The following is a 16759-nucleotide window of genomic DNA, read 5'->3' on the forward strand; positions in this document are numbered from 1 at the left end:
CGACAGTGAGCGGTATCACGAATCCCACGGCGAGGAGCACATCGAGTGCCCAGCTTGCAAGGGGCGTCGGAGCCGGTCCGGTCAGGGGCGGGCTCGCTGCGGCCCCTGGAAGCACACCACCCTGTCGGTCGCCACGCCATCGCCGTCCGCCGGGTGGGCGCAGGCGACGAGCTCGTCGTGCCCGCACCCGCTCACCTGGAACACGTCGAGATCGTCGAGCCTCTTCCTCGTCTCCGCGTCCTTCTCGGCGCGGTCTGCGTTCCACTTGGCGAGCCGTCCCGGGTCGTCCTTCACCTCGGCCGGCGGGGCCTCCTGCGATCGGCCGCCGAGCACGACCGTGCCCCACTTGACGTCGGTACGCTCGCGCACCTCGACCCTGTCCTCCGGGCAACTATACCTCTTCGCGAAGTCTTCGCTGGCGCCTGTCTTGAGCCGCTTGCAGCCGGCGCTGGAGAGCATGGCCAAGATAACCAAGGGGTAGATCGAGAGCACCGCTCGCATTGTCCAAGGCTACACGAGCCAGTCTGCAGGCGGCAACTCGATCTACCAGCATGCCGTGCGCATCGTGCGAGAGGACCGCATACGGTGCGGAGCTGCGCGGGCACGGCGACGACGCGCATGCGTGGCGCCTCGCGCTCGAGCGCGCGCAAGAGCGGCGGGAGCTGCCACACCTCGGCCGTGTCGGAGAGCCCCAGGCGGAGGGGGCGCTCGCACGCCTTCGGGTCGAAGGTCGGCGGCGTCAGCGCGGCCTCGATCAGGGCGCCGAGGTGCGGCTTCAGCGACGCGCGCAGCCCAGGCGCTCGTCGACGCCTTCGTTCGCCTCGCCGAGAGGCGCGGCGTCACCCCCGCGGCGAGACCTCGCACGGACACCTGAGGAAGCTGAAGGCAGAGGCGAAGAGAGAGGCGGTCCGGGGCAAACGGTGATCACGTGATCACGTGATCACGAGGGGCGGTGAGCGTGAGCGCCGAGGAGGCTCCGGGTGAGCGGCCCCCCGTCGACGAGCAGCTCGTGCAGCGCCTCCTTGAGGTGCTCCTCGTCGACCGCCGTGCCGCGCCCCGCGTCGGCCGCGAACAGCGCCGCCCGCCTCAGGAGCTCGCGGATGAACGCCGCGCTCACCCCCTCGGTCCGCGCGATGAGCGGCGCGAGGTCGTCGTCCTTGAGCGAGAGGCCGCGCCCGTAGAGCGCGAGCAGCTGCCGCCGGCAGTCGGCGTCCGGCAGCGGGATCTCCACGGCGAGATCGATCCGCCCTGGCCGCGCCGCCAGCGCCGGCTCCAGGGCCTGCGGGCGGTTGGTGGTCAAGACGAAGATCACGTCGGTGTCCTCCGCGAGGCCGTCCATCTGGTTCAGGAGATCGAAGAGCAGCGGTGAGCGGCAGCTCGTGTCCGCGCTCTCGCGGTCCTGGGCGATGATATCGACGTCCTCGAGCACCACGAGGGAGGGCTGGAGCGACCGCGCCATCGCGCAGGCCTCCTTGAGGAGCTTCACCCCGAGCCCGGTGACGAGCAGGGTGGTGCGCTCGCGCATCTGGCCCGCCAGGTACATCGCGGTCAGGGTCTTGCCGGTGCCCGGGGGCCCGTAGAGGAGCAGCCCGCGCTTCAGGTGTCGCCCCGAACTGAGCAGGATCTCTCTGTGCCGGGAGAAGCCGATGGTCGACCGCTCGAGCCGCGCGAGCAGCGCTGCGGGCAGGATGAGCGCGTCGCGCTCGATCCGCGGGAGGCTCTGGAGCTCGATCTTGGTCGCGGCCGAGAAGCCCTCCGTGGTCTCGCTCAGGGTGACGACGCGGCTGCGGTAGACGTTGAGCCGGCGCATCAGGACGCGGAGCTCGGCGAGGAGGCGCTGGGCGCGCTCGTTGTCCCCCGCCATCAGCTCGACGGCGAGCTGGCTGCGCCGGAACCCGGCGTCGCTGGGGCCGCGCACCAGGAGCGCGAAGCGGTCGCCCCCGCGGGCGAAGAGATAGAGGCCGCCGACGACGCACGCGATGAGGCGCTCCGCGTCGAGGTGGACGTTGCGGTACTGCACGGGCCCCTGCGAGGGCGGCGGTCCGCCGATCCCGGGCATCGCCGGGGGCGGCGAGAGGAGATCGGGAAGGCTCACCCCCCGGAACATGTCGCCGCCGGAGACTCCGAGCAGCTCGGAGGTGAACCCGCCGTCGCGGAGGTGGGTATCGATTGCGAGCTGGAAGTTCGGGTGATCCGAGGCCGGAAACTCCTCGGCGACAATGGGGAGGGTGCGGGGGTCGGCGCCGAAGTGCCCGCGGAGGCGGCCGAGGAAGAACGGCTCCTGCGCGGCCTGGGCCGCCGCCATCGCGCCCATCAGATCCGTGAGGGAAGGCGTGGGGGGTTGGGGCTTATCGTTATCCATATCCATGGTCTTGTCGCCAGCGTGGGGTGGACGATCTCACACGAAGGAGTGAACTCGATGTTCCGTTCCTCGAACGCCGCCGTTCCAGAACGCCCCTGGCATCGTTCCGGCCATCTTCGCATACTCCGGACGTAATCCTCAGGGTCGCGGCGGCGTCGTGCCCACCTACGCCGCGTCGAACCCGAACGCCATCTTCGATCGAGTGCGAAGGCCGGGCGGGAGCAGTACCGCACGAGGCGGTCTTCTCGAAAATGCCGTCGATTGCCAGCGTGTGAAAATGGACGTGAACGTTCAAGCTCGAGCCGAATCTCTGAGGGAACTCGACCGAGCCCGTTCGTGCGCCGGCGATGCTCGCGAGCCGCGTGGTCACGCGGGCGATCTCCTCCGCGAAGATGCGCTCCATCGCCGCGAGGACGTCGGACCTTTTGGCCGCAAGCGCACGCAGCTCAAACGGCTTGCTCGGCGAGACCACGCCCGAGCTCGCGTCGTGACCTCTGCTGTGGGCTGAATCGCTTGCCCCGACAGGGGTCTCGCGACAGCGTTGCCGTCGTGAAGATCCTGGTGCTGGGCGGTTCGATGTTCCTGTCCAAGGCGGTCGCGGCGGAGGCCGTCGCCCGCGGCCACGACGTCACGTGCGCCAACCGTGGCACCTCCGGGTCAGTGCCCGAGGGCGCGGCGCTCGTGCGTTGGGACCGCTCCGAGCCGGTGCCCGCCGACCTCGCGGCCACGGCGTACGACGTGGTCGTCGACGTCGCCCGGGTGCCGTCGTGGGTGCATGCCTCCGTGGACGCCTTCCCCGACGCGCACTGGGTCTTCGTGTCGACCGTCAACGTCTACCCGGACCCTCACGAGCAGCCCGGACGACCGGCTGCAGGTGATCGACGTCCGCGACCTGGCGGCGTGGATCGTGACCTGCGCCGAGCAGCGGACGACCGGCGACTACGACGGCGTCGGCGAGGTGCTGCCCGCGGGCGAGCTGCTCGCCCGGGTGGCTGCCGGCGTCGGCGCGACGCCGGAGCTGACCGAGCCGGCCTCCACTAACGTCGAAGAGGAGGAGGCCCTGGGAGGCGCGATCGTCGTCGGCGGGCTCATCACCGCGGGCGTCGGCGCCACCTCCATGATCATCGGCGGGCGCAAGGTGCCTGTCGCGCCGGCGAAGAACGCCGCCTCCGCCGCGCCCGAGCTCGTGCTCGGCCCGCGGTACGCCGGGCTCCGCTGGTCGATGTGAATGCCGGCGCGCCGCGCGGCGAGCGCCCAGAAGCTCACGCCCGATCGGAGACCGGAGCACGAAACGGTCCCGCTGAAGTCCGCGACGTGGACCTCGCTCCCGTTATCCTGCCTTCAGTCGGAGAGGCCGAGCCGGGGAGCTCGATGTCCGGTTGCGCCGGCCAGCGGCCACCTGTTCGACGATCGCAGGGAGAGCCACATGATGAGTCCACCGAAGCAGCGCCTCGGGCGCCTGTTGCTGCTCACGATATTCCTCGCCGCCCTCGCGGGGGGTGGTCGAGACGCCTGGGCCGAGCCGGCAGCGGCGCACGCGCGGTCCAGCGGCGCGGCGCAGCCGCTGCCCGCGGGCACGCCGGCGCTGACAGCCGCCGTGCCGCAGGCCCGCGGCCCGGCCTTGGCGCCCGTCGCGGACGCGGCGGCGCCGACACCGCCGGCCCGCCCGCTGACCCGGATCAATAGCCCGGGGATGCTGGTCGGGGGGTTCGTGTCGAGCTTCTTCGGCGTTATCAACACGATCATCGGGATCGTGTCCATCACGGATGACACCAGCGCTGGCGACCCGGCCGACGACCCCTACGGGTTCGAGGAGATCAACAACACCGTCGGGAAAGGGTTCCTCGTCCTCGGGATCGCCGGCCTCGGGGCCGGCATCCCGCTCGCCATCGTCGGCGGCCGCCAGGTGCCCATTCCGCCCGAAGAGCGCCGCGTCTCCACCACGCCCGAGATCGTGCTCGGCCCTGGGTACGCCGGGCTCCGCTGGTCGATGTGAGCTCCTGCGCGGCGCGGGGCGCGCTGGCCCGGGCTCACTCCGGATCGACGCGGTACACCGTGCCGCCGAAGTCGGCGACGTAGACTTCGCCGGCGCTGTCCTTGTTCGTGGAAAGCACGCGCATCCGCCCTGAGAGCGCCGGCGGAGCGCACGGCGACGCGGGTGCGGGCGATGCGGGCGCGGACCTCGCTCCCGTCCGGGGGCGCGGTGGTCAACCCCGGACCAAGGCCCGGACAACCCTCGGCGTGGCTTCGGCAACACCGCGCGCGTGGGGGAGCGCAGCGTGCTAGAGAACCGGTCATGAGCGGCGATCGCGAGCCGGAGGCGGGGAGCTCGGCCTCCGGGACGGCCGCGCGGCGCTCCGGCCGGGTGGAGGCGAGCAACGTCGAGCGAGAGGTCAAGGCACCAAAGCCGATCCACGTCTTCGGTCACGTCGTCGAGCTCATGGTCGTCCTTGGCGTCGTGTGGGGCATCGTCTCTGTCCTTCTGCGAAGCTGCCAACTCGTTGATTGGTGAGGTGTCGCCCAGGTTCGTCCCTGGTTCGCCGCTCGCGCGCCTTTGTTCCAGCGGCGCCTCGCCCGAACACGCTGCTCCACCTACCACCGCCGCTTCCACCCCTGGCACCAGCCCGACCATGACCTCGAGCACACCTACCTTCGTCGATCTCGTTCTGACCCTCCCTACCGGGCTCACCCTCCAGGCCGATACCCGCGAGGAGGTCTCCTCCCTCATCCCGGGGAGCCCCGCCGTGGAGCACTTCCGGAGCTACCAGGACGCCTCCGGACAGGGCCTCTATTTCTTTGCCTGGGAAGGTACACCCACGCGCGACCGAGGCCCCATGAAAGCCGCGGAGACGTGGAAAGTCCAGGTGGGCTCCGCCGATGCCACCGTCAGCCGCACCAGCCACTTCTTCGGCCATGAAAAGGAGGTCCTCGTCGCCCACTTCGAGGGTCCTCCTCCCGCGCGCCGCAGGCACATGATCTACACCACCCGCCTCGACCGCGCCGCGTTCGATGCCCTGCTCGCGGCCATCCGTTTCTCCCCCAAGTGACATGCGGAGAGCGGCGCATGACAGCCCTATAGGCTGAGTCTTCCCGAGCTCCTACCAGAGCGACACCGAGCGGCGCTCTAGGGGCAGAAGGCCGGAACGCAAACCAGGTCAGCGCCGCTGCTGTCGCACTGCCCCGAGGCGCAGTCGCGGCCGCTCTGGCAGGCTTCTCCGTCGTCGAGCAGCGCCGCGCAGAGCCCCGAGCTTTGCCCCTCGGGGATGTCGCAACGCAGACCTTCCTTGCAGGAGAAGGTGAGGCAGGTGGAGCCCTCGCTCCCGTCGCCCAGGGCCACGCACTCGCCCTCCGAGCAGTACGCGGCCCTGGGGTCGCAGAACTCGACCCCTCCGCAGCTCTCGCCCGGCATGCGGCGGTTCAGCCTGGTGCAGGACATGCCCGCGGCGGCGTCGAGGCAGACGGCGCCGTCTTCGCAGACCTCGTGCACGTCGAAGCACTCCGCGCCCGCGGCCGTCGGGCGCACGCAGGTGCCCTCGCCGGCACCCGAACCCGACGCCTTGCACCAGAGGCCGGCAGCACAGGTCGTGAGCTCGCCGGTGCCGTCGTCGTTCACGACCAGCCCGCAGGGTTCGTCGGCCCCGGCGCTCGTCTCGCTGACGCTGAGCGATATGCAGCTGCCGTCGACGCAACCAGCTCCGTCGGCGCCGGCTGCGGAGCAATCCTGGCGGCTGTCGCACGCGGCGCCGGGTGAACCGTGCTCCTGACACGTGCCGCCGCAGGCGCTGCCAGCCCCGCCACAGACCGCAGAGCCGGCGCACTCGACATCCTGGCGGCAGGCGCCGCCGATCGCGACGTCCCCTTCGAACACGTCTTTGCACACGAGCTGGAAGGCGTCGCCGAACTCCTCGGCTTCGTAGACTCCGCAAAGCTCGGGGACGCGATTCACGCAGCGCCGGGCGGCGTCGGCGTCGTAGGAGAGGTCGCCGTCGGTGACGCCCTGGATCCAGGGGTTCACCATGGCAGCCACGCTCGACAGCATCCCCGCGGTGCATTCGTCTACCGTTCCGCTCAGGGCGCGCAGCGCGAGCGCGTCCTCGTTGGGATCGAGGCAGCCGTGCAGCAGCTCGCACGAAGCTCGCGTGAACGCCTCGACGAAGCCGTCCATCGCGAGCGGCCCGGCCGCGATCGTGCCGCCTTGGCCCGAGCCCCCTGTTCCGCCCTTCGAGCTCGAACCGCCGCTGCCGCCGTCATTGCCTTGCTCGCCCTCGCCGCAGGCGAAGGCGAGCAGGCAGCACCAGAGGCCCAGGCAACAAAACCCCCTGAAGCGAATTCCCATGTCCCTCAGGGTCTCACGGCGCCTCGACCCGACAAAGAAAAACGGGGCTGCGATCACCATGACCGCAGCCCCGTGACGGTCGGAGCTCGGGAGGAATCAAAGCCGCGAGCCGGGCAAGCCGCTCGAGGCAACCGCTACGACGACAGATCCCCCGCGCGCTCGGTCGAGAGCGGCAGCTCGACGCAGAAGGTCGAGCCCCGGCCGACCTCGCTCGACACGCGAATTCGGCCGCCGTGCGCCTCGACGATGGTGCGGGTGATGTAGAGGCCGAGCCCGAGCCCCCCGTAATGCTTCGACGAGACGCCGCGGCGAAATCGTTCGAAGAGCTGCGCCTGCACTTCGGCCGAGATCCCGATCCCACGGTCGGTCACCGAGAGCCGCGCGACCCGATCTTCCCGGGTGATGGTGATGTCGATCGGCTGGCGTTCACCGAATTTGATCGCATTGGTGAGGAGGTTGGTCACGACCTGCTCCAGGCGGTGCGGGTCCCACCGGCCGATGACCGGCTGCTCCGCGCGCACGGCGACCACGCTGCCTGACTGCGCGATCTGATCGCCGAGGTGGGCGACGAGCTCGTCGACGAGCGCGCGCAGCTCGACGGGCGCCGTATACAGCTCGAGCCTCCCCGCCTGGATCCGGGAGACGTCGAGCAGCATATCGATGAGGTCGGTGAGGCGCTTGACCTGGCGGCCAGAGAGGGCGACCGCGGATCGCACGCGCTCGACGTCCATGCCCCGCGCGAGCCTTTTCCCCAGCGATTGAATGGCGAGCTGCAGGCTGGTGAGCGGGGTGCGGAGCTCGTGCGAGGCGATAGAAAGGAACTCGTCCCGCAGGTGCACGGCCTCCTCCGCTGCCGTGCGCGCCCGCCGCTCGTCCAGGAGGAGCTGATCGCGCTGCTGCTCGGCGCGCACGCGCGCGGTGATGTCGCGGAAGCTCCAGACCCGCCCGACCACGCGCCCGCCGAGGCGCTGGGGCTGCGAATAACGCTCGAAGACGCGCCCGTCCACGAACGGGATGGCATCGAAGCTGGACTCCTCGGGCGAGGCATAGAGAGCGCGGATCCTTTGCAGAAACGCCTCGGGATCGAGGACCTGGTCGCAGACGAACGTACGGAACGTGTCGTCCGACCCGGTGGAGAGGATCTCGTCCGGGATGCGCCACATCGCCGTGAACCTGTGGTTCTGACACAGGACGCGCTGCTCGTCGTCGACGACGAGGATGCCGTCCGCCGTCGATTCGAGCGTGGCCTCGAGGAGCGAGAGGGAATGGCGGAGCACCTCCTCGGCGCGCCGTCGCTCCGCGTTCTCCTGCTGCAGATCCGCATAGAGGCGCGCATTTTCGATGGAGTTGGCCGCCTGGGCGGAGAGCAGCCGGATCACCTCGACGCGATCGGGCGTGAAGGCAGAGCGGGTGAGGTCGTTTTCGAGATAGATCACGCCGGCGAGGCGGCCCTTGTAGATGATGGGCGCGGCGAGCGAGGAGCGCGGCGCACCGCCGGCGAAGCAGGGATCGCGCCCGAACGGCCCGTCGATCGCGAGGTCGTCGAGCAGGACGGTCTCGCGCGTCCGCGCCACGTACGTGACGACGCTGGCGGGCAGGTCCTTGCGGCCCTCGAGGGGCGCCGCGCCGAGCACGCGGACCGACGCATCCCGGATGTGGTGCTCGGCCACGACGACGAGCCGCCCGTCACGCAGGAGCAGGAGGACGCCGCGCCGCGCGCCGGCGTTCTCGACCATGATGCGCATGAGCGCGTCGAGCAGGCGGTCGAGGACGATCTCGCCCGAGATGGCCCGAGAGGCCTTGAGCACCGAGCCGACGTCGAGCGCGGCGCCGGCCTGCGGGCTCCTCTCGCCGCGGAGGCTCTCGCCCGGGACGAGGTCGGGGTACGCGTTCTCGAGGCGCCGCATCGCCTCCGTCGCGCCCCAGCGGCCGTACGCCCTGTGCGCCTTGGTCAGGTAGGCGCCGGCGATGGTCTCCTTGCCGAGCGCGCGGAAGCAGAGGCCCGCGAGCTCGTTGCCGAGCGCCTCGTCGTGGAGATAGCCGCCGCGCTGCGCGAGAGCGATCGCCTCGTCGTAGCGGTCCCCGGCGGCGCGCGCGTCGCCGCGGACGCGCTCGAGCTCGGCGAGGAGGAGGGCGCGGCGGTGCGCCAGGTTCTCCGGGCAGAGGTCCGCCCAGCGCGAGAGTTTTTCGGCGGAGACCTCGGCGCGGGCGAGGAAGAGCGCGCGCTCCGCCGGGGAGACGACGTCCGCCGCCTGCGTGAACGCGATGCCTGCGTAGCAATGGAACGCGGGGTTGCCATGCCAGGCCGCCACGGCCGGGATTTCGATGTTCGGCAAGAGCGCAGCGCGCGCCGCTTCCTCGAACGCCCCCTGGAAGACGCAGAGGATGACGATGTAGAAGTGGGCGAAGAAGAACGAGGCCTGGTTGTCGATGCGGCGGGACTCCTCGATCACCTCGTCGATATCGACCCACGCCCCCTTGAGCGTGGCGGGGCGCTCGGTCTCGACCGAGAGCTGGTGCGCGATCTGTCCGACCGCGCCGACCGCCCAGGTGATGGCATTGAACTCGTCGAGCTTGCGCGTCGGCTGGTAGCTCCGCGCCTCGGCGAGGAGGTCGGAGAGCGGGAGGCCGCGCAGGAGGCTGTTCGTGATGCCATTGGCCGTGTTGTAGAACGACCAGATGTACTGGCCCGTTTCGAGCCCGGCGTGCATCCCGGCGACCAGCGACGCCTTGCAGGCGGCGTAGCCCTCTCGCCAATGCTGCACGAAGGCGCCCCACATATTGCGGAGCATCGCCTCGGACTTCTTGTCCGTGTAGCGGTCCGCGAGGTCGATGGCGGCGCGGCCGAAGCGGTAGCCGAGCGCGATGTCGCCGCGGGCGCAGAGGAGCATCCCGAAGTTCATGCAGCCGAAGATCGAGTTCTTCGAGAGCCCGTGGCGCAGCGTGTTCTCGAGGATCTTCGCGACCGTGATGCCGAGGTCGTTCGAGGCCAGGAAGTAGCAGGGGAGAAAGAGCTCCTGGAGCACGTCCTGCATGGCGAGGATCTCCGGGTCCGCGAGCGGCGGCAGGCCTGGCAGCGCCTCGATCGTCCTCTCCCGGACGAGATCCATCGTCGCCCGCACCTGGGCGTCGAGCATGGCGTCGTCCGGGAAGAGAGGCAGGTCGATCCCGAACGGGCGCAGGGCCGCGAGCCCCTCCGCGAGCGCGGCTGGCAGGTCGTTCTTGAGCACCTGCACGTTCATCTTGAGCCGCAGCACCTCGGTGCGATCGAGCCGGCTCGCGGCCCGCTCCAGGCCTTCGGAGAGGATCGCGAGGGCGTCGTCATGCTGGCCGCAGAGCGAGAGCATCAGGGCGGCTCTCTTCGCGTAGTCGAGGCGGAGCGGGTACTGTGACGCCCAGGCGTCCTCCGGAAGGTGCAGGAGGCCGAACTGCAGGTAGCGCAGCGCGGCGCCGAAGGCGGCCGAGTCCTCGGCGCGGCATGCGGCCTCGAGGCTCATGCGGGCGAGGTGCAGGCGCTCCGCGGGGTCCGACACGAGGTCGCCTGCGCTGTTCAGGTGGCCGACGACGTCGAAGAGGCTCTGGCTCTCCGAGAGGTCTAGCTTGCCCGCGAGCAGCCGGCCGATCCGGAGGTGGAAGGCGGGTCGGTCCGCCTCCGGGATCATCGCGTAGGCGCCCTCCTGGACCTTGTCATGGGCGAAGCGGTAGCCGCCGCGTCCGGCGATCACGAGCCCCTCGCTCACGGCGGGATCGAGGCGGGCGTACGCGTCTTCCGGCGAGCACTCGTTCACCGCGGCGAGCACGTCGAGGTCGAACCGGTTGCCGATCGCCGCGGCGAGGTTGAGCGCCTTCACCGTCGCCGGCGGCAGGCGCGCGATGGTGCGCACCATGAGGTCTGCGACGTTGTCCGTGTACCCGAGCGCGTCGATCGCGGCGAGGTCCCAGCGCCAGCCTGATCCGGCTGCGTACGCGAGGACGCCGTGGTCGTGCAGCGGCCGGACGAGCTCCTTGACGAAGAACGGGTTGCCGCCGGTCTTCTTGTGCACCGCATCGGCGAGCGGCCCACAGTCGCTGCGCTTGAGGCTATCCGAGAGCATCTCGATCAGGTGCGGGCGCGCGAGCGGGGTGAGTACGATGTTGCGCACGACGAGCCCGGCTTGCTTGAGCTCCTCGATCGCCAGGATGAACGGGTGCCCCGGCGATACCTCGTTGTCACGGTAAGCGCCGCAGAAAAAGAGGGCATCGAGCGAGTCGTCGGCGAGGAGCGCGCGGAGCAGCCCGAGGCTCGCGGGGTCGATCCACTGAAGATCGTCGAGGAACAGGACGAGCGGGTGCGCGCGCCGCGCGAACACCGAGACGAACAGCAAGAAGCACCGGTTGAGGCGGTTTTGCGCCTCGATCGGGCCGAGCGCCGGGACGGGCGGCTGCGGGCCGATCACGTGGGAGAGCGACGGGATGACGTCGCAGACGACCTGCGCGTTCGGCCCGAGCGCCTCGAGGAGCGCGCTCCGAAAGCGGAGGATGCGCGCATCGCTCTCGGTGAGGATCTGCCGCACGAGGCCGTCGAACGCCTGGATCACCGCGCTGTAGGGCGCGCCGCGGTTGTATTGGTCGTATTTGCCGCTCGTGAAATAGCCCTTTTGCCGCGCGAGCGGCTTCAAGATCTCGTGTACGAGCGAGGACTTCCCGATCCCCGAGTAGCCGGAGACGAGGACGATCTCACGGCCCCCCTCGAGCGCGCGCTCGAACGCGGCGGTGAGCGCCTCGATGTCATGCTCGCGGCCGTAGAGCTTCTGGTGGATCCGGAAGAGGTCCTGACGATCGCGCTGGCCCGCGACGAAGGGCTCGATCGTCCCCGTGCCGCGCAGGGCCTCGCGGCAGTGCTCGAGGTCGGCGAGCAGGCCCTCGGCGCTCTGGTAACGCTCCTCGGCGTTCTTCGCGAGCAGCTTGAGCACGATGTCGGAAACGGCCTCGGGGATGGTCGGATCGACGCAGGACGGCGGCGTGGGCGCGAGGGCGAGGTGCGCGTGAATGAGCTCCATCGGGTCCAGGGCCTCGAAGGGGCGCCGACCCGTGAGCATCTGGTACAGAATGACGCCGAGCGCGTAGAGGTCGGTCCGGTAGTCGACGCCGCGGTTCATGCGGCCTGTCTGCTCGGGGGAGACGTAGGGCAGCACGTCGGCGATGACCGCCGGCGCGTAGAGCCGCTCGTGCGCGTGGGTGATCTCGGCGTCGACGCCGAAGCCATTGATCTTGACCGCGCCGCGCGCGCCGACGAGCACGTTTTGCGGGCGCAGATCGCGGTGGACGAGCCCGGCCACGTGCACCGCGGCGAGACCTTCGGCGAGCGCGGCCGCGAGATCGAGCGCCTCGCCGACCGGCATCCTGCGTGACGGGCGCGCGGCGAGGATCCGCGCGAGATCGCGGCCCGGGAAGTCCTCGAGGACGACGATCAAGGAGCCGGCGAGCGCCTCGACGCCGCGCAGGGCGACGAGGCGGGGCGAGGCGAGGCGCGCGATGCGCTCGTACTGGTGCTTGAAGCGCACGACCTCGGCGCCGGTCGATCTTTCCGCGCACAGGACTTTCAGCAGAACCGGGACGCCGTCGCCCTCGTGGTATGCGCGGTACAGGGCAAAATCAGCAGTTTCCTCGATTTTCTCGCGGAGCGCGTAGCCTCTCTCGACGATCATCGAAAACCTTGCTCGCTCGCACGTCAACGCGACGCACGACGACCAGCTACTTATATATTCCAACGGGTGTGACTTGGCACCGGCGGAGTTTGGCCCACGCCCAGCTCGCGCGGCTCTTGGGTGTGCAGGCGCGTGAGGTCGTCAGGAAACTCCGAACGCCCCCTGGAGTCCGGGCGCCTGGCGCACCCGTTGGCGGCCAGGGGTCTCTCGGGAGGGGCGCTATGGGCAGCGTGGACGTGGTGCGTCCGAGCTGCGGAACAGGAGCGGCGTCGAAGTGGGCCGCCGGTGGCACCGGAGGGGTGAGCAAGCTTGGACCGAACGTCGAGCCCGCCCCTCGCGTGGACTCGCTGCCGGAGCCTTGTTGCGCGTCAACGGACCCAGGATCGAGCCCTCGACGCCGACGATGCGACCCTCGGTATCGCGCCGGTGGCACAGGGGGGCGCCTCGTCGTGCGTCCGCCGGAGGGGCGACCGTTGATGGTTACTGCCGTCCGCTTCCCTCGGCAGGCGGGGTGCCGCGCAGCGCGTAGCCGATGTGGGCCATGTAGTCGGCTTTGCCGATCTGGACACCCTGGTTGCGCAGGATGTCGTAGGCCGTGACCAGGTGGAAATAGAAGTTGGGGAACGCAAAGTCGCGCAGGAACTGCTCGCCTGTGAACTCCACCGACAGGTCGGTCGCCAGCGGAAAGGCGATCGTGCGCGTCTCCGCGCCCCGGTAGCGGTCGGCCGCGACGGACTCGACGTAGGCGATGGTGCGCTCGATCCGGGCCTTGAAGCCGGCGAGGTCGGCGTCGGCCTCGGCCTCGGCCACCGCCGGCGGCTCCTCGCCCACGAGCCGCGCGACGCCGAAGCGGGCCTGGTCGCAGACGAAGCGCACCTGCATCGAGAGCGGCAGCATATCGGGGGCGAGCCGGATCTGGGCGAGCGCAGCACCGTCGTGGCCCTGCGCCGCTGCCTTGTCGAACAGGGCGGAGAGGTTGCGCAGGAAGGGTACGAAGGTCCCGGTCGTCAGGCTGTGCAGGGCGATGGTCATGGGCGTCTCCTTGGGTCTCGGTCGGTCGGCGGCCTCTCGGCCGCGCTCGCGTCGGCGTGCACGCAGGTCGTGAAGCCGAAGCCCGGCGGCGCCCAGAGTACCCTGTCCGGGCGCCCCCCGGGGAGTTGCCTTGCCCTCTCCCCGAGGCGCGCTCCCCCCGTCCCGCGCGCCCCGATCGGATCAGCACGCGCCCCCTCTGAATCTTCAGGATATCGACTTCGCGGAGGAGCCATTCCGTGAGCGACAGCTTGCGCGTGGTGCGGTGGATGAGGCTCGCGCCCACGCTCTTCTCGAGCTCGGCCAGGCGCTCGCTGACGACGGACTTCGACAGGCGCAGGCGTCGCGCCGCCAACGCTGACCGTCTGTCACTCGGCCCCTGGGACGCCGCGCGCCGGACAGGAGAGAAGGATCATGGGACGTTTGCAAGACAAGGTGGCTATCATCACGGGCGCGAGCGCTGGTATCGGCGAGGCCACCGCCAAGCTCTTCGCCGCCGAGGGGGCGAAGGTCATCCTCGGGGCGCGGCGCGAGAGCGAGCTCGCACGCCTGGTGAGCGAGATCGAGAAGAGCGGCGGGCGCGCCGCCGCGCTGGCCGGCGACGTGCGCTCGGAAGACTACGCCAAGGCCCTCGTGGCGCGGGCGACAGAGAAGTTCGGCAAGCTCGATATCGCCTTCAACAACGCGGGCGTCCTGGGCGAGGGTGGCCCCAGCACCGGGGTCTCCGAGGCCGGCTTTCGCGACACCCTCGCCGTGAACCTCACCGGCGCTTTCCTCGGCGCCAAGCACCAGATCCCCGCGATGCTCAAGCACGGCGGAGGGTCGGTCATCTTCACCTCGACCTTCGTCGGCTACACCGTCGCGTTCCCGGGCACCGCCGCGTACGCCGCGAGCAAGTCCGGTCTGATCGGCTTGACGCAGGCCCTCGCCGCCGAGTTCGGGCCGCAAGGCGTGCGGGTCAACGCGATCCTGCCGGGCGCCGTCGACACCGCGATGTACCACGAGGCGAACAGCACGAAGGAGTCGCAGGCGTTCGTCACGAGCCTCCACGCCCTCAAGCGCGTCGCGACCCCGGAGGAGGTGGCCCGCTCCGTGCTCTACTTCGCCTCGGACGACGCCTCCTTCGTCACCGGGACGGCCGCGCTGGTCGACGGCGGCCTCTCCATCACGCGCACCTGACCCGAGGAGGCCAGGGGGAGTCGGGGCGAGGAGGCGAGGGGAGTCGGGGCGAGCCCCGCCGGGCCGACGTGAGGAGAGGCGGCCGCGCGGGCTGGTGCGCGCTTGCGGACACAACTTCCTGGCGAAATTTCCGACGCGCGGAGCCACGCGCGCTCACTCCCCTTGCTGAGTGCGCTTGAGGAAGCGCAGCAGCTTGCCGCGCGAGACGCCGAGGCGCTCCGCGGCCGACGTCACGTTGCCCCCGGCGGCCGCGAGGGCGGACTCGACGCGCTCCTGCGTGAGCGCGGTCTTCTGTTCGTCCGGCGCCTTCCCCAGCGCCTCCTCGACCGCCCACAGCCGCAGCCCGGGCTCGTGATCGAGGCGGCGCACCTCCGCGAGGGCCGCGTCGAGCCCGCGCACGTTGCTCGGCCAGGGATCGAGCAGCAGCCGCTCCATGGCCTCGACCTCGACCGCTTCGGCCGGGAGCGCGACGCCCGCGCGCCGGGCGAGCTCGCAGGCCACGCTGAAGAGGTCCTCGCGCCGCTCGCGGAGCGCCGGCACGTGGATGCGGGCCATCGCGAGCCGCGCGAACAGGTCGCGCCGGAACGCCCCGCGCTCCACCATCTCCTCGAGGTCCCTGTGGGTCGCGGCGACGACCAGCACGTTCACGTGGACCGGCCGCTGCGCCCCGACCGGCAGCACCTCGCGGTTCTCCAGGAGCCGCAGCAGCTTCGCCTGGAGATCGGGATCGAGCTCGCCGATCTCGTCGAGGAACAGCGTCCCGCCGTCGTGGGCCACGACGATCCCGGGCGCTGCGCTGCGCGCGTCCGAGAACGCCCCCGCCACGTGGCCGAACATCTGGGACTCGAAGACGCCGCGGGCGACGCCGGCCACGTTCACCGCCGCGAACGGCGCCGCGCGCCCGAGGGCCGCCGCCGTGGCGCGCGCGACGAGCTCCTTGCCAACGCCCGTCTCCCCTTCGATGAGCACGTTGCCGGGGCGGCTCCGCGGCAGGCCCGCGAGCGGCTGCGCGACGCCGCGCAGGCCGTACGGCCCGACGAGCCCGCCCACGGGCGGCGCCGGATCGAGCGGGCCGAGGAGCTCCTCGCGGAAGACGAACAGCACCCGCCCGAGCCTCAGCACCGCGCCGTCGTCGAGCGGCGTGAGGTCGCGCGGCGCGAGCCTCGACCCGTTCACCCACGTGCCGTTGCGCGACCCGACGTCCGCGACGCGCAGCGCGCCGCCGGCGCGATCGATCCGCAGGTGCTTGCCAGACACCTCCTCGTCGGCGAGGCCGCGCTCGGCGAGCCAGGCGCGGCCGATGACGGTCCCGGAGTCGGGCAGCGCGAACGCCATGGGCCGCGGGAACGCGCACACGAGCGCTGGCCGGCGCCTCCCGGCCTCGGGCCGCACCGGGCTCCGGTGATCGAGGGTGCTCGACACGTCCTTGGCCATTCTCCTCGCAGGGTGCCATGCACCTCCGGAGCGTGGAAGCGCCGCGCTAAGGGGCGACGGAGATGTCGTTCGCCCGGAGAGCAGCGCGGCTCCCCGCAGAGAAGCGCGGCTTCAGCGCCTCAGAGAGACCGCCCGTCGAACCCGCACATCGGGTCTCCCGGGTTCGTGCACTTGGGCTGCTGGGGCCCCACCCCCACCTGCGGTCGCGTGCCCGGCGCTGCAGGTCGGGCGAGCGCCTCCCGCAGGTGGGCGAGCGCGCTCTCGTAAGCGCGGAGCGCGCCCTCGTCGGCGCCCGGCGTCCTCGCGCGGGCCGCGGCGACCTGGGTCGCCGCCGTGGCCTCGGGCCGCCGCCGCTCCGCGGCCCATGCGGCGAGGTCCGCGTGGCGCCGATCGAGCGCCGCGATCCTCTCGAGCGCGTCGAGCCGTGTCTCCAGCGCGTCGAGCGCGTCCCCGAACGCCCGCAGCCGGTTGTGGTCCAGCGCCCGCGGATCGAGGGCGTTCCGCGCCGCCTCCGCGGTCGCGCGTGCCTCCTCGGCGTCGCTTGCGAGGGGGCGGCCGCGCAGCGCCGCGTGGCGCCGGTCGAGGGCCGCGAGCTCGGCCGCCCTCGCGCTCTCGCGTTCCTCTGCCAGCGCCGCCTGCGCATCACGGAGCCGCTGGGCCTCTTGCTGGAGGCCCGTCACGTGCTGCGCGACCCCGTAGGCGGCCGCTGCGCCGCCGCACAGCGCGAGGCCG

Annotated in this window: 13 protein-coding genes and 1 pseudogene (1 of these 14 cut by a window edge); 5 read left to right on the plus strand and 9 right to left on the minus strand. The window is 71.0% G+C overall.

The genetic code is table 11. The annotated features are described in order from the left end of the window. Window positions 1–81 precede the first annotated feature (81 nt). The 3 genes from WME97_RS12010 to WME97_RS12020 all read right to left on the minus strand — a co-directional run bounded on the left by WME97_RS12010 (window position 82) and on the right by WME97_RS12020 (window position 2765). Complete coding sequence (locus tag WME97_RS12010; protein WP_437552041.1) at window positions 82–465, minus strand: hypothetical protein; 384 nt, start codon at window positions 463–465, stop codon at window positions 82–84. Window positions 466–940: 475 nt separating this feature from the next. Continuing rightward, complete coding sequence (locus tag WME97_RS12015; RefSeq protein ID WP_437552042.1) at window positions 941–2362, minus strand: AAA family ATPase; 1422 nt, start codon at window positions 2360–2362, stop codon at window positions 941–943. Continuing rightward, window positions 2355–2765 (minus strand): transposase, encoded by a 411-nt coding sequence (locus WME97_RS12020; protein WP_437555366.1) that lies wholly within the window; start codon window positions 2763–2765, stop codon window positions 2355–2357. Before WME97_RS12020 ends, WME97_RS12015 begins: the two co-directional genes overlap by 8 nt. 471 nt (window positions 2766–3236) lie before the next feature. On the opposite strand from WME97_RS12020, the gene WME97_RS12025 reads away from it, so the two are divergent. The 4 genes from WME97_RS12025 to WME97_RS12040 all read left to right on the plus strand — a co-directional run bounded on the left by WME97_RS12025 (window position 3237) and on the right by WME97_RS12040 (window position 5409). After that, complete coding sequence (locus WME97_RS12025) at window positions 3237–3590, plus strand: hypothetical protein (protein WP_437552043.1); 354 nt, start codon at window positions 3237–3239, stop codon at window positions 3588–3590. A gap of 198 nt (window positions 3591–3788) precedes the next feature. Beyond that, window positions 3789–4358 carry a hypothetical protein gene (locus tag WME97_RS12030; RefSeq protein WP_437552044.1) on the plus strand — a complete coding sequence of 190 codons (570 nt, stop codon included), beginning with the start codon at window positions 3789–3791 and terminating at the stop codon, window positions 4356–4358. Between the two features lie 300 nt (window positions 4359–4658). Then, window positions 4659–4874, plus strand: coding sequence for a hypothetical protein (locus WME97_RS12035; protein ID WP_437552045.1), 216 nt, complete (start codon window positions 4659–4661; stop codon window positions 4872–4874). A gap of 118 nt (window positions 4875–4992) precedes the next feature. Next, complete coding sequence (locus WME97_RS12040) at window positions 4993–5409, plus strand: hypothetical protein (protein WP_437552046.1); 417 nt, start codon at window positions 4993–4995, stop codon at window positions 5407–5409. Window positions 5410–5486: 77 nt separating this feature from the next. Here the strand turns inward: WME97_RS12040 and WME97_RS12045 are convergent, their stop codons facing one another. The 4 genes and pseudogenes from WME97_RS12045 to WME97_RS12060 form a co-directional block, all read right to left on the minus strand. Beyond that, window positions 5487–6698 carry a hypothetical protein gene (locus tag WME97_RS12045; RefSeq protein WP_437552047.1) on the minus strand — a complete coding sequence of 404 codons (1212 nt, stop codon included), beginning with the start codon at window positions 6696–6698 and terminating at the stop codon, window positions 5487–5489. Window positions 6699–6832: 134 nt separating this feature from the next. Further along, window positions 6833–12385, minus strand: a complete 5553-nt coding sequence (locus WME97_RS12050) for an AAA family ATPase (protein ID WP_437552048.1) — start codon at window positions 12383–12385, stop codon at window positions 6833–6835. 480 nt (window positions 12386–12865) lie between these two features. After that, a complete protein-coding gene (locus tag WME97_RS12055) occupies window positions 12866–13417 on the minus strand; it encodes a DUF1993 domain-containing protein (protein WP_437552049.1) in 552 nt (183 codons plus the stop codon). Between the two features lie 232 nt (window positions 13418–13649). Beyond that, window positions 13650–13769, minus strand: a pseudogene (locus tag WME97_RS12060) (helix-turn-helix domain-containing protein); the annotation flags it as partial. Between the two features lie 59 nt (window positions 13770–13828). On the opposite strand from WME97_RS12060, the gene WME97_RS12065 reads away from it, so the two are divergent. Continuing rightward, window positions 13829–14593 (plus strand): SDR family oxidoreductase, encoded by a 765-nt coding sequence (locus WME97_RS12065; RefSeq protein ID WP_437552050.1) that lies wholly within the window; start codon window positions 13829–13831, stop codon window positions 14591–14593. A gap of 153 nt (window positions 14594–14746) precedes the next feature. Here WME97_RS12065 and WME97_RS12070 read toward each other — a convergent pair whose 3' ends face one another. Continuing rightward, window positions 14747–16027: a sigma 54-interacting transcriptional regulator gene (locus tag WME97_RS12070; protein WP_437552051.1), complete on the minus strand. Its 1281-nt coding sequence runs from the start codon at window positions 16025–16027 to the stop codon at window positions 14747–14749. A gap of 119 nt (window positions 16028–16146) precedes the next feature. Then, on the minus strand, window positions 16147–16759 hold the 3' portion of the coding sequence (locus tag WME97_RS12075) for a hypothetical protein (protein WP_437552052.1). The gene runs 407 nt beyond the window's last position; only the last 613 of its 1020 coding nucleotides appear in the window; its start codon lies off the right edge, out of view; the stop codon is at window positions 16147–16149.

The sequence above is a fragment of the Sorangium sp. So ce367 genome (genome assembly GCF_051520455.1).
Lineage (GTDB): Bacteria > Myxococcota_A > Polyangia > Polyangiales > Polyangiaceae > Sorangium > Sorangium cellulosum_B.